This is a genomic window from Xanthomonas hortorum, assembly GCF_040279205.1.
Taxonomy (GTDB): domain Bacteria; phylum Pseudomonadota; class Gammaproteobacteria; order Xanthomonadales; family Xanthomonadaceae; genus Xanthomonas; species Xanthomonas hortorum_F.
On record NZ_JBEOLS010000039.1, the window covers coordinates 18,645 to 41,880 of the forward strand.

The following is a 23,236-nucleotide window of genomic DNA, read 5'->3' on the forward strand; positions in this document are numbered from 1 at the left end:
GCGTTGCGGACCTTCGGTGTTAGCGGTGGGGGTGCGGCGGCATTACGCCGCTTGTTGATTCGCAGGTGCGGCAGCGGCCTGTTGTTCGCCGTTGAGCCACACCATCTTGGCGCGCAGCTTCTTGCCCACTTCCTCGATCGGGTGCTCCAGATCGGCCTGCTTGAACTTGGTGTAGTTCGGCAGGCCGGCTTCGTATTCGGCCACCCAGTTCTTGGTGAAGGTGCCGTTCTGGATGTCGGTCAGCACGTCCTTCATGCGCGCCTTGGTGCTGGCGTCGATCACGCGCGGGCCGCTGACATAGTCGCCGTATTGCGCGGTTTCGGACACGAATTCCAGCATGCGGGTGATGCCGCCTTCGTAAAACAGGTCCACGATCAACTTCAGTTCGTGCAGCACTTCGTAATACGCGATTTCCGGCTGATAGCCGGCTTCCACCAACACCTCGAAACCGGCCTGCACCAGCGACGAGGCGCCGCCGCACAGCACCGCCTGCTCGCCGAACAGATCGGTCTCGGTCTCTTCCTTGAAGGTGGTCTTGATGATGTTGGCGCGCGCGCCGCCCAGGCCGCCGGCATAGGTCAACGCGAACTGCTCGGCCTTGCCGCTGGTGTCCTGATACACCGCATAGATGCACGGCACGCCGCGGCCGATTTCATATTCGCGACGCACCAGCGCGCCCGGGCCCTTGGGCGCGACCAGCACCACGTCCAGATCGGCGCGCGGCTTGATCATGTCGAAATGCACGTTCAGTCCATGCGCGAACAGCAGGCAGGCGCCTTGCTTCATGTTCGGTGCGATGACCTCTTCGTAGAGCTTCTTCTGCACCATGTCCGGGGTCAGGATCGCGACCAGATCGGCGCTTTTCACCGCCTCGGCCGGCGCCACGACGGTGAAGCCGTCGGCCTGGGCCTTGGATTCTGTCGGGCCACCGGGGCGCAGGCCGACGGTGACGTCGAAGCCGGAATCGCGCAGGTTCAGCGCATGCGCGCGGCCCTGGCTGCCGTAGCCGATGATCGCGATTTTCGGTTGGATGTCGTTGCTCATGGAGAAGTCCTTGCGGGGTTGGCAGTGGGAAAGAAATCAGCCGGCAGTGGAGACACTGGCCGGCCGAACAAAGCGGGGATGGACGATGACACTGGCCATGCAGGCACATGCACCGGTGCAGTTGCCGGCGCGGGTGGTGCAGATGGCGGCGATGTCAGTGATGTCGTTCATGTCATTCGAAACTTTTGGTGGTCCCTGAAACGCGAAACCCCGCGCCGTTGCCGGTGCGGGGTCTGATCGAAGCCTTGTGTGTCTGTTGCCTACACGAAGTCTCGTCCCGCAGCGGTTGGCGAGGTAATAAGTACGAGCACGAGAAGCGACGCTGCCAACGCGCCGGAGGGCGCGGACACTGGGGCGTTCGAGGTGGTGTGGCGGTGCGGCATGGACTGAGATAACCATCGCCACAGGTGGGGTGTCAACCCTTGCGCGTGAAACGGCCGTGTCCATGTGCAAGTTGCCGTGGGAAACCCCATTGCAGCAGCATGGTTACCGCTGAAACCGGATCGATGCAGGGCAGTGAGGATCGATGCAGGTCACTAAATGCGCGGCATTCGGCGCTGCCGCGCGATGGTGATCGAACGAGGCGGCATGCGCCGCTGGTATGGTTGGCGACTCATTCTGCTGTGTCATGGAGGCCGCCTGTCATGCGTCGCGTACCTGTCCTGTTGGTGTCTGCTCTGGTGCTGCTCGCGCCGCCTCTCATCGCCGCGGACCGCATCACCGGGCAGCCGTTTGCGACCCGTTCGGAAGTCATCGCCCCGCATGCGATGGCGGCCACCTCGCAACCGCTGGCCACCCAGATCGCGCTGGATGTGATGAAGAACGGCGGCTCGGCGGTGGATGCGGCGATTGCCGCCAACGCCGCGCTGGGCCTGATGGAGCCGACTGGCAACGGGGTGGGCGGGGATCTGTTCGCCATCGTCTGGGACCCCAAGACCAGCAAGCTGTATGGCTACAACGGCTCGGGCCGCTCGCCCAAGTCGCTGACCCTGGCCGAGTTGCAGCGTCGCGGGCTGAAGGACATCCCGCCGACCGGCCCGCTGCCGGTGTCGGTGCCGGGCGCGGTGGATGGCTGGTTCGCGCTGCACGAGCGCTTCGGTCGCAAGCCGATGGCGCAGAACCTGGCCCCCGCCATTCGCTACGCCCGCGAGGGCCATCCGGTGGCCGAGACCATCGCCTACTACTGGGACCGCTCGGTGCCACGGCTGTCGCAATACCCCGGCTTCAAGGAGCAGTTCACCATCGACGGCCACGCCCCGCGCAAGGGCGAGCTGTGGAAGAACCCGAACCTCGCGAACACGCTGCAGCAGATCGCCGATGGCGGCCGCGATGCGTTCTACAAGGGCGACATTGCCCGCACCATCGGCGCCTATTTCAAGGCCAATGGCGGCTACCTGAGTTACGAGGATCTGGCCAGCCACACCGGCGAGTGGGTGGAGCCGGTGTCCACCAACTACCGCGGCTACGATGTGTGGGAATTACCGCCCAACAGCCAGGGCATCGCCGCGTTGCAGATGCTCAACATCCTGGAAGGCTACGATTTTTCCAAGATTCCCTTCGGTTCGGCCGAGCATGTGCACCTGTTCACCGAGGCCAAGAAGCTGGCATTCGCCGACCGCGCGCGTTTCTATGCCGACCCAGCGTTCCAGCCGGCGCCGTTGGCCAGGCTGGTCTCCAAGGACTACGCCGCCCAGCGCCGCGCGCTGATTTCCATGGACAAGGCGCTCAAGGAAGTGCAGCCGGGCACGCCTAAACAGCTGGAAGAGGGCGACACCATCTACATGACCGTAGCCGACGCGGACGGCATGATGGTGTCGTTGATCCAGTCCAACTACCGCGGCATGGGCAGCGGCATGGCCCCGCCGGGGCTGGGCTTCATCCTGCAGGACCGCGGCGAGATGTTCGTGCTGAAGAAGGACCACCCGAACGGCTACGCGCCGGGCAAGCGGCCGTTCCAGACCATCATTCCCGCCTTCGTCACCAAGGACGGCAAGCCATGGCTGAGCTTCGGCGTGATGGGCGGGGCGATGCAGCCGCAGGGGCACGTGCAGATCGTGATGAACCTGGTGGACTTCCATATGAATCTGCAGGAGGCCGGCGATGCGCCGCGTATCCAGCATGAAGGTTCCACCGAGCCGACCGGCCAGGCCACCGCGATGAGCGATGGTGGCGAGGTCAATCTGGAAACCGGTTTTTCCTACGACACCATTCGCGGGTTGATGCGAAAAGGTCACCGGGTGATTTTTGCCGACGGCCCGTACGGCGGCTATCAGGCGATTGCGCGCGACCCGGCCAACGGGGTGTATTACGGCGCCTCGGAAAGCCGCAAGGACGGGCAGGCTGCCGGTTACTGAGCAAGCGCTTGCGGGTGCAGCGCGCTGCTCAACTCCAGCCGCAGCGGGCCGCTAATGATCGTGATGGATTAGGAATTCCCATGAGCTCGATGCAACAGCCCGATCCGCCGTCGCAAACGCATGCGGCGCTGCTCCCCGATGCACCGGTCGCCTTGCTGCGGCTATCGGCCGAGGCGTGCGTGGTGGCATGCAACCGCGCCGGCCTGGATGTGCTTGGCAAGACCGCCAGCGAGCTGCAGGGCGCACCAGCGTCGGTGCTGTGGGGGTTGAGCGCAGCCGATCTGGTCGGCGAAGACGGCGTCTGGGCCGCTCCGGGCGACGACCCGGCCCGGCGTGTGCGCTATGTGCGCGACCGCGAACACGGTGGCTGGATGCTGTCGCTGCCGCATGTGGAAACCGCGATCCTGCTGCGCGAAGCCACCCGCCTCGCCGAAGACAGCCGGCCGGTGCCGATCTCGCCGCTGCTGCAGCCGTTGGTGGCGCGCCTGCAGGCCGAACACGAAGACCGCACCGTGCTGGAGCGCACCGCACAGGCGCTGGCCGGATGCGAGCTGGAACTGCTGCTGCCGCCCGGTCTGGCAGAGACCGACATGGGTCGCCGGCTGCAGGCGGGCTTCGGCAATCTGGCCGAGGCGATCCGCCAGGCAGTGGCGTTGTCGGTGCAGATCGCTGCCGAAGTGCCGCCGCTGGTGGCCGAGAACGACGAGATGGTGCGCCAGTCGCAGGCACAGACCGAAGCATTGGACGGCGCTCGCACCGCCGTGGAACGGCTGTCGTCCAGCCTGCAGGACGTCAACGCCGACTTGGCAGAAGTGATTGCGCTGGCCGCCAGTGCCGACGACAGCGCACGTCAGGGCGTGGCCGCCGCACATGCGCTGGGCCAGGCCATGCACGAAGTGGAGCGCCGCGCCGCGCGTGCCGGCGAGGTCATCGAAGTCATCGACTCGGTGGCGTTCCAGACCAATATTCTCTCGATCAACGCCAGCATCGAAGCGGCGCATGCCGGCGATGCCGGACGCGGGTTTGCGGTGGTCGCCACCGAGATCCGCCGCCTGGCCGAACGCGCCGCCGCTGCAGCGCGCGATGTGCGCGCGATCCTGGCCGAAACCAGTGCCGCAGTGGGCGAGGGCGCGGCCTCCGCACGCGGCACCGAAGCGGTGCTCGATGGCATCACCCGCGTGCTCGGCCAGGCCAGCAGCGCGATGACTACGGTGGCCGGGCGTATCCAGGCGCAGGACAGCGAGATTCGCGGGATCGAAAGCGCCGTGGATGGCGTGGTCGCGTTGGGGCGCAGCAACTTGCAGCACGCCGCACATGTGGCCGAACGCAGCGAAGCGTTGGAGCGCGGCACCGAAACGCTGCGCGATTGCGTGGGATTGTTCCGCTTGCCGGCCGACCCGCTGAAGGTGCCCAGGCACGCCCGCGTCAAGGAACTTGCCGTGGCAACGGCTGGCCGCATCGGCACCGCATTGGCGCAGGCCATTGCACGCGGCCAAATCGACGAAGCCTCGCTATTCGCACGCACCTACACGCCGATTGCCGGTGTGGAGCCGCCCAAGTTCAGTACCGATTTCGACGCGCTGTGCGACGAGGTATTGCCGGCCTTGCAGGAGCCGCTGCTGGATGCGCATCCGTGGATCGTGTTCGCCATCTGCGCCAATCCCGACGGCTATGTGCCCACGCATAATCTGCGCTTTACCCAGCCGCTGACCGGCGATCCCAAGCGCGATCTGGTCGGCAACCGCACCAAGCGCAAATTCACCGACCGCGTCGGCCGCAGCGTGGGCGCCCACACCGACCCGTATCGCCTGCAGGTCTACCGCCGCGACACCGGCCAGATCATGTTCGACCTGTCGGCACCGATCTTCGTCGGCCGCAAGCACTGGGGTGGCTTGCGGGTGGGCTACACGTTGGAATGACGTGGCGTGGCGGCGAGAGAACGTTTTCGTAGTGCATGTGTATGCAAGCTCCCAAAAAAAGCCGCCGAAGATCGGCGGCAGGGGAGAGAGAGCAGGTTTCTTGTTTTAGTGACTGCAGGCTAGCGGTGCGATGTGCCGTGGAAATGTCCTCGCATGCCGCCATCGCCGTGCTGCGTGCCAAGCGACCCGCTACGTGTCAGCACTGGCACAAACACAACGACGCCGGAAGGCTGCCGTTGTGACGACACACATGTCCAGACAGCGGATCAGCGCGTCAACGGCGGCGGATCAGAAGCGCTGGGTGTATTGCAGGTAGCTGTAGCGTCCCGGGATGGCATAGGCCGAATCGAACGAGTTGGCAGAGGCGCTGATCGCTACCGGCGGGTCGCGGTCGAAGACATTGTTCAGGCCTACACGCACGGTGGCATTCCACGGCAATTGATAAGACACCTGCATGTCGTTGAAGGCAGTGGCCGCGACGTGGCGATAGTTGCCGTTGTCATCCAGCTCCGAGTCGTCGTCCCTCATGCCGGAGTAGTAACGCACGGCCCAGTTGGCGGCCAGATTGCCGTAGCTCCAGTCCAGGGTGAGCGTGCCGCGCGTGCGCCAGTTCGGGTTGTCGGTGTGATAGATGCCGTTGTAGCTTTCCCATGCCGAGGTGTCGTCCTGCTTCTGCTCGTTGACGGCCACGTAGGTCGAATCCAGCGTGAGCATGAACTGGCCGATCGCCGTTTCCGGCAACTTGTAACGCGCGGTGAAGTCGTAGCCCTGCATGCGCTGCTCTCCGACGTTCACCGGCTGGATCACCAGGCCGGTGATGGTGCCGGTGGCATCGCGTGTGACCAGATCGCAGAGGGCCGAGACGTTGAACTCGTAGCATTGCGACAGGATCTGGTTGGCGCTGAATTCGGTGATGGCATCGGTGATCTTGATCTTCCACCAGTCCAGCGACAGATCCAGGCCTTGCACCGCGGCGGGGCTGTAGACGAAACCGAGTGTGGTGTTCTTGGATTTTTCCGGCTGCAGGTTGGCGTTGCTGGCGTAGGTGAACGGATAGATGGTCTGGCCGGAGTTGCCGTTGGCGCTGTTGTATTCGGCGACGTAGTTCGCCGGCACACCACCGCTTGCACATGCCGCGGCAATCGCGCTGGTGTAGGACGTGCTGTTGGTCGAGCAGGGATCCGAATACGTATCGAAGCTGTCCGACGCACCCAGATACAGATTTTCGATCGATGGCGCGCGGAAACCGGTGGCGTAGTTGCCGCGAATCAACAGGTCGGCGATAGGTTTCCACTTGAAACCGAACTTGCTATTGGTGGTGCTGCCGAATGTGTTGTAGTCGGAGTAACGCACCGCTGCGCTCAACTCCAGCAATTGCGCACCGGCCATATCTTTCAATAGCGGAATCGCCACTTCGGTGTAGTAGTCGTTGAGCGTGTACGCGCCGGAAGTCGGGGTGAACGCATTGCCCGAGGTATAGCCGGCTGAGATCAACGCATCGGGTGAGGAGAAGCCGCTCTCTTCGCGATGTTCGACGCCGGCCGCAAAGCGCATCCAACCGGCGGGAAGTTCGAACAAGTCGCCGGTGATGTTGGCGGTCACGCTGCTGTTCTTGTACTGATAGGTGTTGTGCGCGGTGAACAGGATGTAGTCCAGCATTTCCTGGGTCACGCCGCCTGCCGGCGACAAGGGATTGAACGGCACGCAGCCGGTGATCACCGCGCCGCCACTGTCCAGGCACGACAAGGTACCGTTGACGATGCCGGATGCACCGAGTGCATTGCCGAGGTTGAGCAGATTGACATCGCCGTATTGCGTTTCGGTCTGGTCGGTCTGGTTGTGTGCAAAGCCCACGTCCCAACTGAATTGCCTGTCCGCGAATTGGAAGTCGCCTTCCAGCCCGGTATAGACGTGCGAGGTCTTGACGTCCTGCTGGTAGGTGCGCGCGAACTCAGTCAAGCGGTGCGACCAACCCACATCGCGGCCATCGCCGCCATAGGTGCTGTTGTAGGGGTTGTAGTAACTGTCGCCACTCATCAGGATGCCGGTGTTGACCGAGGCCAGTGGAAAGCCGGCCAACTGTTGCGAGGATTGGCGGCGGTTGTAGAGCCCGTCGAACTTGAAACGCACGTTGTCGGTGAGTGCGTAGTTGCCTTGCACATAGAGCGCATCGCGCTTCTGCGGCGTGACCAGATAATTGTCTTTGGCGTAGTTGTAGCCGTACTCGGAGGTGTTGAAGGAGGTGTATTGATCCAGTCCGTAGCGTGGGTAGTTGCTGTCGCCGCTGGCAGTTGCGCTGCCGGGCAGCACCGTCCACGCACCGCTGTTGCCATCTGCACGTAGACGGCCGCTGGCCGAGTAGCTGCTGTAGGCCGACGAACCGGCGCCGTACACCGGCTCGGCCGAGATCTCGCGGTCGCCTGCCATCACCGCATCTTCCTTGACGCTGGACAGCCCGATCACCAGGTTGCCGCGCTCGCGCTGGTGGCGCCCACAGTGGCATCGAACGAGGTGCGCTGCCCATCGCCCTGGCCGTACTGGCCGACATAAGCATTGACTTCGGCACCATCGAAATCGCTGCGCGTGATGATGTTGACCACGCCGGCAATCGCATCGGAGCCATAGATCGACGAGGCACCGTCCTTGAGCACTTCCACGCGTTCGACGATTGCCGAGGGAATGGTGTTGAGATCCACCGAGCCGGACAGGCCTGAAACCCAACGCCGCCCGTTGACCAGCACCAAGGTGCGCGATGCGCCGAGATTGCGCAGGCTCACCGTGGCCGAGCCATCGCCGCCGTTATTGACGGTGGTGTTCATCGTCGCGCCGTTGGAGGGAATGCGCCTGAGCACATCGGCCACCGAGGTCAGGCCCTGTTTTTCGATGTCCTGTCGCGTGAGCACCAGCACCGGTTGCGAATTTTCCACATCGACCGAGCGGATGCGCGAGCCGGTGACTTCGATCTTGTCCAGGTTGGTCGGACTCTTATCGGTCTCTTCCTGGGCCACAGCACTATTGGTGACGCACAGGCCAATGGCGATCGCGAGCGAGCCCCGACGCAGGGTCGGGTGGAGCATGGGCATATTCATGTGTACGGCGGTTCCCGGTAGAGGAAGAGGCGAGGCGATTCCCGTTGAATGACACCGCCGTGGCATGCGATTTCATCTGCATGACACGAAGGCTTAGCGGGAATTTAACGAGCGGGTGTCACCACCGTTTTTCGTGAATCGGCGTGTTGTTGCGGCGCAACGCGCGCAATGCGTGGACGCGCCATGCAGTGCCGGCGCATCGATGCGCGTGTGCCGTGTTGACCTGGGATGACGGGCGCGGACACATGCCGCGAGCGGGTGCGATGTGGTTTAATCGCCGCCGAAGTGGGGGTACCGCAGCGCGCTGCGGTTGAGATAGTCCCTTCGAACCTGATCCGGTTGATACCGGCGTAGGGAAGCTTCGTTAGATGCGATGGTCCGTGCGCTGCACGGGCACTCTGCCATTGAGCGCCGCCGCTTCGTCCGCACTGCGAATCCTTCGCAGAGCCAGCGCCGTTGGTGCTGGTTTTCCAGCACACAGGACGAACGCCATGAATGCCGCGCCTACCGTTTTGCAGCAACAAGCCCAGTCGCTGTCCGAGGCTGTGACCCAGCCGATTCCCGGGTCCCGCAAGATCTTCGTGCAGGGCTCGCGCGCCGACCTGCAGGTACCGATGCGCGAGATCGCATTGACCCGCACACCGACCCTGTTCGGTGGCGAAGACAACGCGCCGCTCAGCGTCTATGACACCTCCGGGCCGTATACCGACCCGCACGCCGCGATCGATCTTGCCGCCGGCCTGGCACCGCTACGCGCGCGCTGGATCGCCGAACGCGGCGATACCGTGGCGCTGGATGACCTGAGTTCCAGCTTCGGGCGCGGCCGTGAGCACGATGCGCGCCTGGATGCAGTGCGCTTTCCTGCGCGGCACTTGCCGCGGGTGGCGCGCGAAGGTGCCAACGTCACCCAGATGCACTACGCGCGGCGCGGCATCATCACCCCGGAGATGGAGTTCGTGGCGATTCGCGAAAACCAGCGGCTGGAGGCGGTGACCGACGCGATGCTGCGCAAGCAGCATCCAGGCGAAGCCTTCGGTGCGGCGATCCAGCAACGCATCACACCGGAATTCGTGCGCGACGAAATCGCACGTGGTCGCGCGATCCTGCCCAACAACATCAATCACCCGGAAAGCGAGCCGATGATCATCGGTCGCAATTTCCTGACCAAGATCAACGCCAACATCGGCAACAGCGCGGTGTCTTCGGGCATTGCCGAAGAAGTGGAGAAACTGGTGTGGTCGATCCGCTGGGGCGGCGACACGGTGATGGACCTGTCCACCGGCAAGCACATCCATGAAACGCGCGAGTGGATCATCCGCAACTCGCCGGTGCCGATCGGCACGGTGCCGATCTATCAGGCGCTGGAAAAGGTCGACGGGCGCGCCGAAGAACTCACCTGGGAGATCTTTCGCGACACCTTGATCGAGCAGGCCGAACAAGGCGTGGATTACTTCACCATCCACGCCGGTGTGCTGTTGCGCTACGTGCCGCTGACGGCCAAGCGTGTCACCGGTATCGTCTCGCGCGGTGGGTCGATCCTGGCCAAGTGGTGCCTGGCCCATCACAAGGAAAACTTTCTTTACACCCACTTCGAAGACATCTGCCAGATCATGAAGGCCTATGACGTGGCGTTTTCGCTGGGCGATGGCTTACGCCCGGGCTGCATTGCCGATGCCAACGATGCAGCGCAGTTCGGCGAGCTGGAAACGCTGGGCGAGCTGACCAAACTGGCGTGGAAGCACGACGTGCAGACCATGATCGAAGGGCCGGGGCATGTGCCGATGCAGCTGATCAAGGAGAACATGGACAAGCAGCTGCGCGAATGCGGCGAAGCGCCGTTCTATACCCTGGGGCCGCTGACCACCGATATCGCGCCCGGCTACGACCACATCACCAGCGCGATCGGCGCGGCGATGATCGGCTGGTTCGGCACCGCGATGCTCTGCTATGTCACGCCGAAGGAGCATCTTGGATTGCCCAACCGGCAGGATGTGCGCGACGGCATCATGGCGTACAAGATCGCCGCGCATGCGGCCGACCTGGCCAAGGGCCATCCCGGTGCGCAGGTGCGCGACAACGCCTTGAGCAAGGCGCGGTTCGAATTCCGTTGGGACGACCAGTTCCATCTCGGCCTGGATCCCGAAAAGGCCAAGGAGTTCCATGACGAAACCCTGCCCAAGGATGCGCACAAGCTGGCGCACTTCTGTTCGATGTGCGGCCCGCACTTCTGTTCGATGAAGATCACCCAGGACGTGCGCGATTACGCGGCCGAGCATGGCATGGGCGAAGCGCATGCCTTGTCTGCTGGCATGGAAGAGAAGTCGGTGCAGTTTCTCGCGCAGGGCGCGCAGGTGTATCGCGCGTTGTGACACCTGTGTGCAGTGAGTGTCGGCCACGCAATCGGAAGGCTGCTTAAGAAAAATTCAGCTTCGCATTAGACAGAACGCGTCGCGGTGCGCAAGTGCCGTGGCGCGGCCTGCCTGCAAGCGGTTACAGGGCATCAACATCTCAGGGCATTTACCTGAATCGCAGATAAAAAAATCGCGCCAGAGGCGCGAAGGGGAACGTCGTAATTATTTGAATTCGTCGGCGAGAGAGAGAGAGCCTGACGTCGCCACCTGTCGTAGGAAGCAACGAGGCTTAGCGTAAAATTTGCACCAATTGGATGCATGACACAGTTGGTCGTGGTCCTTTGCTGAATTTGGCGCTTCGCGCAATGTGCGTGATGCGTTCTTTGTCGTCCTTGCATGCCGATGCGTTCTGTTGCCGATGAGTGTTTCTTCCGCTAATGCAATGCCATCGGGCCGGCTGCGTGTCGGTCAGTGCGTGGTCGATATCGCCTCGCGCGAAGTGCACGCTCCTGGTGCGAAGAGGGCGCCACGGCTGGCGCCGAAATCCTTGGCGGTGTTGCTGACCCTGGCCCGGCAGCCAGGGCAGGTGGTGACGCGCGAGCAGTTGCTCGCCGAGGTCTGGCCCAGCACCTTGCCGAGCAACGATGTGGTGACCCAGGCAGTCACCCAATTGCGCAAGGCACTCGCCAGTCACGGGGGGCAACGCTCCGAGCATATCGAGACCATCGCCAAGACCGGCTATCGCCTGATGGCGCCGGTGGTGTGGGAAGCGCCGGCCGACGTTTCAAGGCATGCGGTTGCAGGCGCGCTTGCTGCAGTGCCGTCGAGCGGTCTACAGACCGATGTCGATGCGTCCCCTGCGGTCACTGACATGGCCTCGTCGCAGCAACCTGAGGCTACCAGCGAGCGCTACGCAGCACCGTCGGCCATAACGCCAGATGTATCGCGTAAACGCCGCCGGATAGCGTTGGTGATCACCGCGGTGGCCTTGCTGGTGCTGCTCGGACTGGTTGCGCACACGCTGTGGCTGCGAGCGCCAGTGGAGGGCGCCACGGCAGCGTCCGCCGTGCTGGGCAGCCCAAAACGCCCGTACCAGATCATCACCGCAGGTGGCGGTTTCGATCTCACACCAAGCTTGTCGCCGGATGGGGCGATGGTGGCCTACGCCTCGCTGACCAGCGACCGCGCCGGCACCTCGATCCTGGTCAAGACCACCAATAACGCCTATCCGCGGGTGCTGGACACGCCAGCGGCGGGCATCTCTGATCGACTGCCGGCCTGGTCGCCGGATGGTCGCGAAATCGCTTTCTCACGGCAGGCCCCGGATGGCAGCTGTCGCATCATGATCGCCGCCGCAAACGGCCCAGCTGCCGCACGTGAAGTGGTGCGTTGCGATGGTGCGGACATGCTGAGTTTCAGCTGGTCGCCAGACGGCCGCGGCTTGTTGTTCGGCAGCATGACCGGCGCGCAGGGCGCACCGCGCATTCGCCGCCTGGATCTGGAAACCGGGCAGTGGCAGCCACTGGTCTACAGCGCGCAGCCGCAGGATTTCGATTACGCACCGCGCTATTCGCCGGACGGGCACTGGATCGTGTTCCTGCGGAATCCACAACTGGGCGATCTATGGCGCATCCCTGCAACCGGCGGCACCGCCGAGCGCCTCACTCACGACAACGCCGATATCCGTGGCTGGAGCTGGTTGCCGGATGGCAGCGGATTGATTTTCGGGCGCCGTGTGGACAGCGAGGCGCGCTTGTATCAACTCGATCTGCGCGACCGCAGCCTGCACGACCTGGGCGTGGACGATGCCCAGGCGCCGGACGTGGCACACAACCATCTGGTGTTCGTGCAACGCAAACCGCAATTCGGCGTCTACCAGGTCATTCGCGACCCGATGAATGGCGGTTACATCCGGCGCCGCCTGTTCCCCTCCAGCGGTCGCGACGACCAGCCGATGATCGCGCCGGACGGGCGCCAGCTGATCTTCGCCTCCAATCGTTCCGGGGCGTATGGGCTGTGGTGGGGCGATGTTGGCAAGCCCGGTTCGGTGCGTTTGATCGAAGGGCTGCGGCCGGATTCGCGTCAGGCCGCCGATTGGTCGGCCGATTCGCAGCACGTGCTGGTCAGCGGTAGCGATGCGGACGGGCATGCGGCGTTGTTCGAGGTCACCCCGAGCAGCGGAAAGGTGGTGCGTCTGCCGGTGCCGCAACCGCGGCCGTTGCAGGCGATTCACCTTCCCGATCCCAATCAATTGCTGGTGCTCGCTGCGGCAGAAGACGGGCACACCTTCGCCACCCTGTACGACAGACGCAGCAGTCCGTGGCGTGCGATCGCATCGCTGCAGGACGTCTCGCAGTTGCGCCTGGACCGCATCACCGGGCAGGTACTGCTGACGCGCCTGACCGGTGGCGGCTTATGGCAGATCGCGCCGACCTTGGCAGCCCAGACCTTGCAGTCGATCGATTCCCGACAGCCATCGCGCTGGCGTTATCGCAGTTGGGCACCGGGAGCCCACGGCCAACTGCATTACCTGTCGTCCAACGACAGCTGTGCCACGCATGACAGCGACTTGCGCAGCGGGCACGGGCAGTGTCTGGATGTGAGCAAATTCACCACCATCAACGGCTTCAGCGTGGACCAGCGCAGTGGCGCGATGTACGTGGCGTTGGCAGAAGAAGACGGCAGCGCGATTGCCTTCATGCCATTGCCGCAACGTACGGCGGTGACCACCGGTTTCATCTCCAACGCGTTGTTCTTACTCGGGAAATTGGCTTCGTAAGTTTTTCGGAAAGGCTTCGTGTCAATTTCGGCACACCTTCGTCATAACTTCCTGACTCGCGCCAGATTCGGCAAAACACTACGCCTTCTTTTGTACAGGGGGCTGCCACCATGCAACAGGTCATCACCGCAGATCGCGGGCTCGCACTTTCACTGGATGGTGCGAGCGAGTCGACATCGACGACCTGTCTGGCGGTCTCGCGTCTGGGCAGCATCCGCACCATGGCCACCACCTTTACGTTGTGGGTGCAGTTGCGTGGCCGCGCATGGGTGGAATCCAAGGAAGGGCGCTTCCGTCTGCGTGCCGGCGACTGGATCGCCTTCGACAAGGACTCCCATCCCACGGTACAAGCGGACCGCAACGCACTCTGTGTCGGTGTCAGCCTGGATAGTGAAAGCCTGCAATCGTTGTCCGAGTTGACCGATGCGACCTTGTATCCAGGTCGCAGCCAGCTCTCGCGTAGCGATCTGCGCATCGCTCTGCGTTTATGGCGCAATGCGGCCGCACAAAGCGGCAGTGCGCCGGCGCGTCCGTTGCTGCTGCACTTGGCGGCGATGCAGCGCGATTTCATCGAACAGGAGCAGCGCTGCCCGGGTCGCTCGCGTAGCCGTCGCCGTCAGGTGTTTGGCCGTATGCAGCGCGCACGCATGTATCTGGAAGGCAACAGCGACCGCGTGGTGCGCATTGCCGAGCTGGCGCAGCTGACCAACTTCTCCAGTTGGTATGTCTCCAAGACGTTTCAGAGCCTGTACGAAGAGAGTCCGCAGGCCTTGTCTGCACGTCTGCGCCTGGAGCGTGCATCCGATTTGTTGCGCGATACCTCGATGATGATCGGCGAGGTTGCGGCGGCAAGCGGCTTCGACAATTGCTGCAGCTTCGCACGTGCGTTTCGTGCGCGCTTCGGTGTCTCCGCATCGCGTTATCGCGACCAAACGACAAATCCGCCAGATTCGGCAAAGCCACGGAACGTGACGCGCAAAGCGACGATGTTCACGCAATCGTAATTTGCACGGGGGCGCTTAACGCGCCACTAACGAACCCTGGAGAGATTGATGAACCTTCGCACCTCCGCAGTGCGGCTGGGCCTGTTGCCCGCCGGTATTGCGATCGCGTTGACGCCGGCTTTTGCCGCCAATGCACAAGAGCAGTCCGCCCCGTCGACCACGACGCTGGACCGCATTGAAATCACCGGCTCGCGCATCCGCTCGGTCGACGTTGAAACCGCACAGCCGGTGTTCACCGTCACCCAGCAGGACATTCAGAAGTCGGGTCTGGTCAGCGTTGGCGACATCCTCCAGAACCTGTCGATTGCCGGCACCCAGACCTACAGCAAGGCTGCAGTGCTGACCTCCGACCCGGAGCAGGGCGGCCAATACGTCAACCTGTATAACCTGAACGAGAACCGCACCCTGGTGCTGGTGAACGGCAAGCGTTGGACCAGTAGCCTGAACGGCCTGACCGACATGTCCACCATCCCGAGCTCGTTGATCGAGCGCATCGAAGTGCTGAAGGACGGCGCCTCGGCGATCTACGGCTCCGACGCCGTGGCCGGTGTGGTCAACATCATCCTGCGCCAGAACTACGACGGTGCAGAAGCCTCGGCGTATTTTGGCCAGAACGGTCGTGGCGACGGTTCCAAGGAGCAGTACTCCTTCACCGCCGGCACCACCACCGACCGTGCGTCGCTGGTGTTCGGCGCCAACTACACCAACGAAGATCCCGTGTGGGCCAAGGATCGCGCGCTGACCCGTTACTCGGCCGGCCCGAACCACATCGAAGACAGCCTGAGCGCGACCGGCCCGTGGGGTCGTTTCACCTCCAATGGTGAAACCTACATCCTCAACCACACCGGTTCGTTCGACGGCCGTGGCGTGGGTGCCGATTCGCGCAACATCGCTAACTACCACAACGACATCACCACCGACGACTATTACAACTCCGTCGACCAGATGATGTTGCAGCAGTCCAGCCGCAACAAGTCGATCTTCACCACCGGCAGCTACAACATCACCGACAGCATCACCTTCAAGTCGACGGCGATGTACTCCGAGCGCGACTCGAACCGTCAGATCGCCGGCTACCCGCTGCAGGCCTCTTCGCAGCCGCAGTTTCCGGTGGCGATCAGCGGCAGCAGCTACTACAACCCGGTCGGCCAGGACATCACCAGCTGGTTCCGCCGCACGGTCGAACTGCCGCGCACCACCGAAAGCAACGTCAAGACCCTGCATTTCGATGCAGCGCTGGAAGGCGTGTTCGACGTGGGTAGCCACGGCTGGAACTGGGACGTGGGCTTCAACTACAACAAGTACGATGTGACGCAGGTTTCGCGCGGCAACATCAACCTGTTGGCGTTGCAGAAGGCGCTGGGCCCGTCGTTCCTCAATGCACAGGGTCAGGTGCAGTGCGGTACGGCTGCCAGCCCGCTGCCGCTGGGCACCAGCAACGCGCTGGGCCAGTGCACCCCGTTCAACATCCTGGGTGGCCCTTCGGCCTCCACACCGAACGCGCTGCAGTACATCAATGCACTGGGTCAGTCGACGCAGCAGAGCCTGAGCAAGCAGTGGACCGCCAACGTTACCGGTGGCCTGTTTGACCTGCCGGCCGGTGAACTGGGCTTCGCCGCAGGCGTCGAACACCGCGAAATCAGCGGTTACGACTATCCGGATCAGCTGTCCAGCGCCGGTTACACCACCGATCTGGCCGCACAGGCAACCGAAGGTCGCTACCAGACCAACGAAGCCTACCTGGAGCTGTTGATTCCGGTGCTGAAGGATCTGCCGGGCGCCAAGGAACTGTCGTTCGACGTGGCCGCGCGTTACAGCAACTACAGTCGCTTCGGCGACACCACCAACAGCAAGTTCAGCTTCACCTGGAAGCCGATCGACGATCTGCTGGTGCGCGGTACCTACGGCACCGGGTTCCGTGCGCCGACCCTGTCGGACACCTTCGGTGGCGGCTCGCAGACGTTCGATACCTTCACCGATCCGTGCGATGCGACCTTCGGTTCGCTGGGCAATGCGGGTGTGGCAGCGCGCTGCGCAGGCGAAGGCTTGCCGGCTGGTTTCCGTCAGACCGATACTGCAGGCAACCCGGTGACGCGTCGCGACGTGCAGGGCAATGCGCCGTTCAATTCGGGCGTGGGTAATGCCGAGCTTGAGCCGGAATACAGCATCACCCGCACCGTGGGCATGGTGTACAGCCCGCATTGGGTGCAGGGCCTGGACTTCTCGCTGGATTGGTACCGCATTTCGATCTCCAACATCATCACGTCGCTGACGGCCAATGATGTGTTGAACAACTGCTACCTCAACAGCCTGGCCAGCTACTGCGCCGACTACGGTCGCGACGCGGTCACCGGGCAGGTCACCACGCTGAGCCGCGGCAACGTCAACCTGGGCCGTCTGGAAACCGAAGGCTACAACTTCGGTGTGCGTTACCGCATGCCGGAAACCGCGTACGGCAAGTTCGCTGTCAACCTGGACACCAACTACCTGGCCACCTACAAGTCGCAGGCAGAAGCCGGTGCCGAGTGGGCAAACTCCGCCGGCTACTGGAACTTCCCGCGCGTGCGTGCCACCTTGGGTCTGGACTGGTCGCTGGGTGCGTTGTCGGCCAACTGGAACCTGCGTTACTACGGTGGTTTCCGTGATTACTGCTGGGATGCAGCGGCAGGCATCGAGTGCAACAACCCGAACTACCAGACCCCGAATCCGGGCTGGGGCGGTGGCACCGGTTCCAACAAGAAGGGCTCGATCTCCTACCAGGACGTCTCTGTCACCTGGCAGGCTCCGTGGGATGGCAGCGTGACCGTCGGTGCCCGCAACATCTGGAACAAGCAGCCGCCGGTGACCTACTCGATCACCAACAGCAGCACTGCGGCGATCGATCCGATGCTGGATTACGACCGCTTCCTGTTCGTGCAGTACAACCAGCGCTTCTGATCATCGAAGCGTCGTAAGGTGACAAAAAAGACGGGCCGAAAGGCCCGTTTTTTTTGTCTGTGCGCGAGCAATGCGGGGCGAGCGACAGCTATATTCGCTGTGTTTTGTAGCCAGTTATTCAAGAAAATGGCCTGGAAAAACAGCTGGAAACAGCCAAAGAATAAGGGCACGACCATGTCGCGCCCTTCTTGTTATATCGGCTTGCTACATCAGCAGTAGCGCCTTGGTTTTAAGCCTCGGCGAGCCCCAACAACGTCTCGGCCTGCTCGCGCCACTTCGGCAGGCGCGTGATCACGCCCACCTTGGACAGATACTCTTCGTCCACGGCTTCGCCGCTGGCCAGTGCCGTGGCGACATGCACCGCGCCGGTCACCCAGAAGCTGCGCAGGCTGGAGCGCTGCGGGTGGCGATGGAAGGCCACCGCTTCGATGATCGGCATCGGCAGGCCCCACAGGCCGAGCAGGTACGCGCCCGCTTCTGTGTGGCCCAGGCGCTCGTCGCCGCCTTCGGCCGGCGGTTCGCGCTCGTCGCGCACGCCGGGCAGCAACAGGCCGATATCGGCCAGCAGTGCGGCGGTGGAGCCGAGTTCTGCACTGGTCGGTGGCAACACTTTTGCAGCCAGACGCGAAGAGAGCAGGGCGCGGCGCTGCATCGCATTGCGCTCGGCCGGGGTCAGGGTCTGCACCGAAAATACTTCGCTGGCCAGCACAAGGTCGCGCAGCGTCGCCACGCCCAGACGTGTTACCGCTGTGCGCAGATCGGTGATGCTGCGGCCACCGGAGAAAAATGCCGAATTGCACAGCTGCAGCACCTTTGCGGCAATCGCCGGGTCGCCGGCGATCAGCTTGGCGATGTCGGCCGCGTCGGCGCCTTCGTCTTCTTCCAGCGCGTGCATCAGGCTCAGATACAGATGCGGTGGCGACGGTAGCTTCTCGATCCGCCCGATCGCGGCGCGCAAGCGCGGATTGGTGAGCAGATCGCGCAGCTCTTCCAGGCTGGTGACCGCCTCAAGCAGGACTTCCGGTGCCAGCGGCATCGGCAGGAAGCGATGGGCCACCCCGATGATGCGGGCCGGCGGGGTGCGCTGGCCATCCTGCGCATCGATCAACGCGATACGAATGGTGTCCGGGCGCAACGTACGGATTTGCCCCAGCAACGTGGCGGCAGTGAGATCGGGCAGCACCGGTGCAACGATGACGGCATCGAACGGCGATAATGCGGCAGCTTCGATCGCCGAATTTCCGTCGGCCACTTGCTGCGCCTGCCACTGATCGCCCAGATCAGAGACATAGTCGCTCAGGTCGGACGGAAGGCTGGCTTCGTCCCCAACAAACAGAATACGCAAGACACTTCCCCAAGAGTCACCGGCGACAGACACCGGTCATACGCTGTCGGCAATGTACCCAATCTGCCGACGGCGGTCACCGGGATCACGCGAAAAGCGTGATCCCGATCGCCCTGCATCTGCAGGACTGCATCACGCTCGATCGATCAGGCTGCGTCGGAATTGTAGCGTTCCACCGACTCCACCAGGATGCGCTTGGCCTCGGCCGCGCCGCCCCAGCCATCCAGCTTGACCCACTTGCCCTTCTCCAAGTCCTTGTAATGCTCGAAGAAGTGGCCGATGCGCTCCATCCAGTGACTGGACACCTGATTGATGTCCTCGATGTGCGCATAGCCGGAGAAGATCTTCTCGATCGGCACGGCCAGGATCTTCTCGTCGCTACCGGCTTCGTCGCTCATGCGCAGCACGCCCACCGGACGGCAACGCACCACCGAGCCAGGCACCAGCGGCAGCGGCAGCACCACCAGCACATCGGCCGGGTCGCCATCGCCACACAAGGTGTTGGGTACGTAGCCGTAGTTGCAGGGGTAACGCATCGGGGTCGACAGGATGCGGTCGACGAAGATCGCGCCGCTGGCCTTGTCCACTTCGTACTTGACCGGCTCGGAATCCTTGGGGATCTCGATGACGACGTTGATTTCGTCCGGCAGATTCTTGCCGGCGGTGACCAGTTCCAGTCCCATGCGCGTAGCTCCGAGGCTTCAGCAGTGTGTGGAGCGCGATTCTACGCGTTCGGCTGTTGCGGTGCAGCGACACTGAATGGGCAATGCGCCGACCCCGGCATGCGGCATAGTCCGCATTCATCATGAGCAGCTCCCCGATCGTTGCGGCCAAAGGCGCGGCGCACGCTGCAGGCTCATCCACTGCAAGGGAATTGCCATGTCCAAGCTCGCACGTTTGCTCGTTGTCCTGCTGCTGTCGGTGTTCGCCCAGGTTGCCGCCGCGGCAACACCGCCGCCGACCTTCGTCGACGCGGTGGACTGGCCCGCCAATGGCGAAGGCTGGGAGGCGTTCGTCGATCTGGAGCAGCGGCTGGAACGCGATTTCGACAATATTTGCGGCGACACCTTTTGCGGTGGCGAATTCAGCGACTATCAGCCGCTACGCTTCCGCTGCTCGGTGCATCGGGTGACCGGTATGGTGCGCAGCTGCATCTGGACCTTCGGCGCCAGCGAGATCAGCGTCGATCCCCGCAGCGGGTACCTGCGTTCCGATAGCCGGGTCTGGCGTTGCACGGCGCCGTTGAAGGCCGGGACCGGTCTGGACGAGATGTATCGCACCTTGGCGGTGACCAACCCGCTGTTCGAGCCGCTGCCGAACGGCGCGCCGCCGATTTATGACGGCCTGATCGGCTGCCTTTGAGCGTGTGACAGGTGGAGCTGCGCATCTCGCGCAGCTCCTATCTGCTGCCGGCCCGGTCGCATGTCAATGGCAGCGGAGTGCTGCGATAACCGCATCAGCCGCGCTTTACTCCGTCATCCGTCGTCACCGGCCAAGATGCTGGAGGCCTGCTTGCTTGACGCCGGGTTGCACACGTTCAGAAGGCATGGAACGCACTAAAGCAAAGGCACCAGCAGCAAGGCCACGATGTTGATGATCTTGATCAACGGATTGATCGCCGGCCCTGCGGTGTCCTTGTACGGATCGCCGACTGTGTCGCCGGTGATCGCAGCCTTGTGGGCTTCGCTGCCCTTGCCACCAAAGTGGCCGTCTTCGATGTACTTCTTGGCGTTGTCCCAGGCACCGCCGCCGGTGGTCATCGAGATCGCCAGGAATAGGCCGGTGACGATCGTGCCGATCAACAGCCCGCCCAGCGCACGTGGCCCGAGCAGCAGGCCGATCACGATCGGCACCACGACCGGCAACAGCGAAGGTACGATCATTTCGCGGATCGCCGAGCGGGTCAGCATGTCGACTGCGCGGTCGTATTGCGGTTTGGCAGTGCCGGCCATGATTCCCGGGATCTCGCGGAACTGGCGGCGGACTTCCTCGACCACTGCGCCTGCCGCGCGTCCCACCGCTTCCATCGCCATCGCCGCGAACAGGTAGGGGATCAGCCCGCCGATCAACAAGCCGATGATCACCGTGTGGTCGGACAGATCGAAGGCGAAGACTTCGCCGGGATTGGCCGCCTGCAGGTTGTGGGTGTAGTCGGCAAACAGCACCAAGGCGGCCAGCGCCGCCGAGCCGATCGCATAGCCTTTGGTCACCGCTTTGGTGGTGTTGCCCACCGCATCCAGCGGGTCGGTGATGGCGCGCACTTCCGGTGGCAGCTCGGCCATTTCGGCGATGCCGCCGGCGTTGTCGGTGATCGGCCCGTACGCATCCAGCGCGACGATCATGCCGGCCATCGACAACATCGCAGTGGCGGCGGTCGCAATGCCGTACAGCCCGCCGAAATAAAACGCACCCCAGATCGCCGCACACACCGCAATCACCGGCAGCGCAGTGGATTTCATCGAGATGCCAAGCCCGGCGATGATGTTGGTGCCATGGCCGGTGGTGCTCGCCGCAGCCACGTGCTGCACAGGCTTGTATTGGGTGCCGGTGTAGTACTCGGTGATCCAGACGATCAGGCCGGTGAGCACCAGGCCGATCAATGCGCACACATACAACGACGTCGCGCCATGGATGTTGTCGCGCATCAGCGTCTGGGTGACTGGCCAGTAGGCGAGTGCGGCCAGCACGCCTGAGACGATCACGCCTTTATAGAGCGCGCCCATGATCGAGCCACCGGCTTTGACCTTGACGCAGCCCGCACCCACGATCGAGGCGATGATCGACACGCCACCGAGTACCAGCGGATACAGCACCGCATGCGGCCCGGTGTCGGCCAGCGTCAGACTGCCCAGCAACATCGTGGCGATCACGGTAACGGCATAGGTTTCGAACAGATCCGCTGCCATGCCTGCGCAGTCACCGACGTTGTCGCCAACGTTGTCTGCGATGACCGCCGGATTGCGCGGGTCGTCCTCGGGAATGCCGGCTTCGACCTTGCCGACCAGATCCGCACCCACGTCCGCACCTTTGGTGAAGATACCGCCACCCAGGCGCGCGAAGATCGAGATCAGCGAAGACCCGAACGCCAGCCCCACCAGTGCGTGGAGGTTTTGCTCCAGCGGCAGGCCCATCGCCTGCAGCACCGCGTAATAACCGGCCACGCCGAGCAATCCCAAACCCACCACCAGCATGCCTGTGATGGCGCCGCCGCGGAAGGCCACATCCATTGCCTTGCCGATGCCATGCCGCGCGGCCTCGGCGGTGCGCACATTGGCGCGCACCGACACGCTCATGCCGATATAGCCGGCCAGCCCCGACAGCACCGCGCCGATCGTAAAACCCACCGCGGTGTACCAGCTCAGAAACAGCCCGACCAACACGAACAGCACGCCGCCTGCGATCGAGATGGTGAGGTACTGTCGATTGAGATAAGCGCGCGCCCCTTCCTGGATCGCGGCAGCGATCTCCTGCATGCGTGCGTTACCACTCGGCTGCGCGATCACCCAGCGTGCCGACACAATTCCATAGACGATTGCCAGGACCGCACAACCCAGTGCAAGCAGTAATCCGTAATGTTCCAGCATGACCCCTCCCAAGAGAATGGATGTCGTCCGGTCGGGACGAACCAAGGGCGATGCACGCAGCGAGTGGACTGGCGAATACGGACTCGACGGCCACAATGACCGTAACGCGCGTCGCGATGTTCATGTGGCCGGATCGCGGCCGAGTATGCGCCGCACCTTGTGAGGCCGCCACCACCACGGTTTTGGCACGTTGTTCAGTCGCGGCGTGACAGCCTGCGGCCCAACGTGATCGACCCGATCCAGGAGTGTGTATGTCGAACTATGCCGCGTCGAAGTCTGCCGTGACGATTGCAGCCTTGTTGCTCACCAGCTACGCGCTTGCTGCTGAGCCAACGCCGGAGTTGAAACAGCGTGCAGCGGGCACCGCGCAAGCGGTCGGTGCCGTACACACCCTGCGCCAGATTCCAGAAGCCTGCGCTCGTCTGGAAGGCGTGTTCACAGGCAACGCTGCGCAGCCATACACCTTCTCGGTCGTGCGTAGCAGCCCGACCTGCCAGCCACGCGCACGCTTCGTGGATTTCGCCAAGGCCACGCCCAGCGTCGCATCGGGTTGGATCTTCAACGACGTGATCCGCGTCCCGAGCGCCGCCTGCCCGGCGCAGCAGGCCGTGGTGCGCATCTGGCGCAAGCCGATGGAGGCAAAGCCGCAACTCGATGGCCAAGGCCAGTCACGCATCTATCTGGAAGACGCCAAGCAACAGGCCGCCGCTGGAAAGATGCCGCAGGTGCCGATGTTTGCTGCGCAGATGACGGTGGAAGGCAAGGCTTGTCAGTAAACGAGCGATTCTGTTTCGTTTCGAGATACTAAAAACAGCGCACCCCGGCAATGT

General features: G+C 63.2%; 13 protein-coding genes, 1 pseudogene and 1 riboswitch. Of the genes and pseudogenes, 9 read left to right on the forward strand and 5 right to left on the reverse strand.

Features of this window, described 5'->3' with window-relative positions:
• Nucleotides 1-42: 42 nt before the first annotated feature.
• Nucleotides 43-1,044: a ketol-acid reductoisomerase gene (ilvC, locus tag ABS769_RS14970; RefSeq protein ID WP_317062583.1), complete on the reverse strand. Its 1,002-nt coding sequence runs from the start codon at nucleotides 1,042-1,044 to the stop codon at nucleotides 43-45.
• Here ilvC and ABS769_RS14975 point away from each other — a divergent pair.
• The 3 genes from ABS769_RS14975 (at nucleotide 1,043) to ABS769_RS14985 (ending at nucleotide 5,317) form a co-directional block, all read left to right on the forward strand.
• On the forward strand, nucleotides 1,043-1,243 hold the full coding sequence (locus ABS769_RS14975; protein ID WP_317062582.1) for a hypothetical protein: 201 nt from the start codon (nucleotides 1,043-1,045) through the stop codon (nucleotides 1,241-1,243). The two genes, ilvC and ABS769_RS14975, sit on opposite strands and share 2 nt — an antisense overlap.
• Before the next feature lie 445 nt (nucleotides 1,244-1,688).
• Nucleotides 1,689-3,398 (forward strand): gamma-glutamyltransferase, encoded by a 1,710-nt coding sequence (gene ggt / locus ABS769_RS14980; RefSeq protein ID WP_168958272.1) that lies wholly within the window; start codon nucleotides 1,689-1,691, stop codon nucleotides 3,396-3,398.
• Between the two features lie 80 nt (nucleotides 3,399-3,478).
• Nucleotides 3,479-5,317 (forward strand): methyl-accepting chemotaxis protein, encoded by a 1,839-nt coding sequence (locus tag ABS769_RS14985; protein ID WP_317062581.1) that lies wholly within the window; start codon nucleotides 3,479-3,481, stop codon nucleotides 5,315-5,317.
• Between the two features lie 288 nt (nucleotides 5,318-5,605).
• Here the strand turns inward: ABS769_RS14985 and ABS769_RS14990 are convergent.
• Nucleotides 5,606-8,379, reverse strand: a pseudogene (locus ABS769_RS14990) (TonB-dependent receptor).
• Between the two features lie 304 nt (nucleotides 8,380-8,683).
• A riboswitch (TPP riboswitch) is annotated at nucleotides 8,684-8,781 on the forward strand.
• 116 nt (nucleotides 8,782-8,897) lie between these two features.
• On the opposite strand from ABS769_RS14990, the gene thiC reads away from it, so the two are divergent.
• The 4 genes from thiC to ABS769_RS15010 all read left to right on the forward strand — a co-directional run bounded on the left by thiC (nucleotide 8,898) and on the right by ABS769_RS15010 (nucleotide 17,477).
• On the forward strand, nucleotides 8,898-10,775 hold the full coding sequence (gene thiC, locus ABS769_RS14995; protein WP_317062580.1) for a phosphomethylpyrimidine synthase ThiC: 1,878 nt from the start codon (nucleotides 8,898-8,900) through the stop codon (nucleotides 10,773-10,775).
• Nucleotides 10,776-11,199: 424 nt separating this feature from the next.
• Complete coding sequence (locus ABS769_RS15000; RefSeq protein ID WP_317062596.1) at nucleotides 11,200-13,536, forward strand: winged helix-turn-helix transcriptional regulator; 2,337 nt, start codon at nucleotides 11,200-11,202, stop codon at nucleotides 13,534-13,536.
• A 110-nt stretch (nucleotides 13,537-13,646) separates the two neighbouring features.
• Nucleotides 13,647-14,540 (forward strand): helix-turn-helix domain-containing protein, encoded by an 894-nt coding sequence (locus ABS769_RS15005; RefSeq protein WP_317062579.1) that lies wholly within the window; start codon nucleotides 13,647-13,649, stop codon nucleotides 14,538-14,540.
• 48 nt (nucleotides 14,541-14,588) lie between these two features.
• Nucleotides 14,589-17,477, forward strand: a complete 2,889-nt coding sequence (locus ABS769_RS15010) for a TonB-dependent receptor plug domain-containing protein (RefSeq protein WP_023905020.1) — start codon at nucleotides 14,589-14,591, stop codon at nucleotides 17,475-17,477.
• 229 nt (nucleotides 17,478-17,706) lie between these two features.
• On the opposite strand, the gene ABS769_RS15015 is transcribed toward ABS769_RS15010, so the two are convergent.
• Together ABS769_RS15015 and ppa are read right to left on the reverse strand one after the other, a co-directional pair.
• On the reverse strand, nucleotides 17,707-18,855 hold the full coding sequence (locus ABS769_RS15015; protein WP_043889416.1) for an HDOD domain-containing protein: 1,149 nt from the start codon (nucleotides 18,853-18,855) through the stop codon (nucleotides 17,707-17,709).
• Between the two features lie 113 nt (nucleotides 18,856-18,968).
• Nucleotides 18,969-19,505, reverse strand: a complete 537-nt coding sequence (ppa, locus tag ABS769_RS15020; protein ID WP_006449843.1) for an inorganic diphosphatase — start codon at nucleotides 19,503-19,505, stop codon at nucleotides 18,969-18,971.
• 196 nt (nucleotides 19,506-19,701) lie between these two features.
• On the opposite strand from ppa, the gene ABS769_RS15025 reads away from it, so the two are divergent.
• Complete coding sequence (locus ABS769_RS15025) at nucleotides 19,702-20,184, forward strand: hypothetical protein (RefSeq protein ID WP_350498195.1); 483 nt, start codon at nucleotides 19,702-19,704, stop codon at nucleotides 20,182-20,184.
• Nucleotides 20,185-20,378: 194 nt separating this feature from the next.
• Here the strand turns inward: ABS769_RS15025 and ABS769_RS15030 are convergent, their stop codons facing one another.
• Nucleotides 20,379-22,406 (reverse strand): sodium-translocating pyrophosphatase, encoded by a 2,028-nt coding sequence (locus ABS769_RS15030; protein WP_317063234.1) that lies wholly within the window; start codon nucleotides 22,404-22,406, stop codon nucleotides 20,379-20,381.
• A gap of 251 nt (nucleotides 22,407-22,657) precedes the next feature.
• Here ABS769_RS15030 and ABS769_RS15035 point away from each other — a divergent pair, with 251 nt between their 5' ends.
• On the forward strand, nucleotides 22,658-23,182 hold the full coding sequence (locus ABS769_RS15035) for a hypothetical protein (protein WP_317063235.1): 525 nt from the start codon (nucleotides 22,658-22,660) through the stop codon (nucleotides 23,180-23,182).
• Nucleotides 23,183-23,236: the final 54 nt, after the last annotated feature.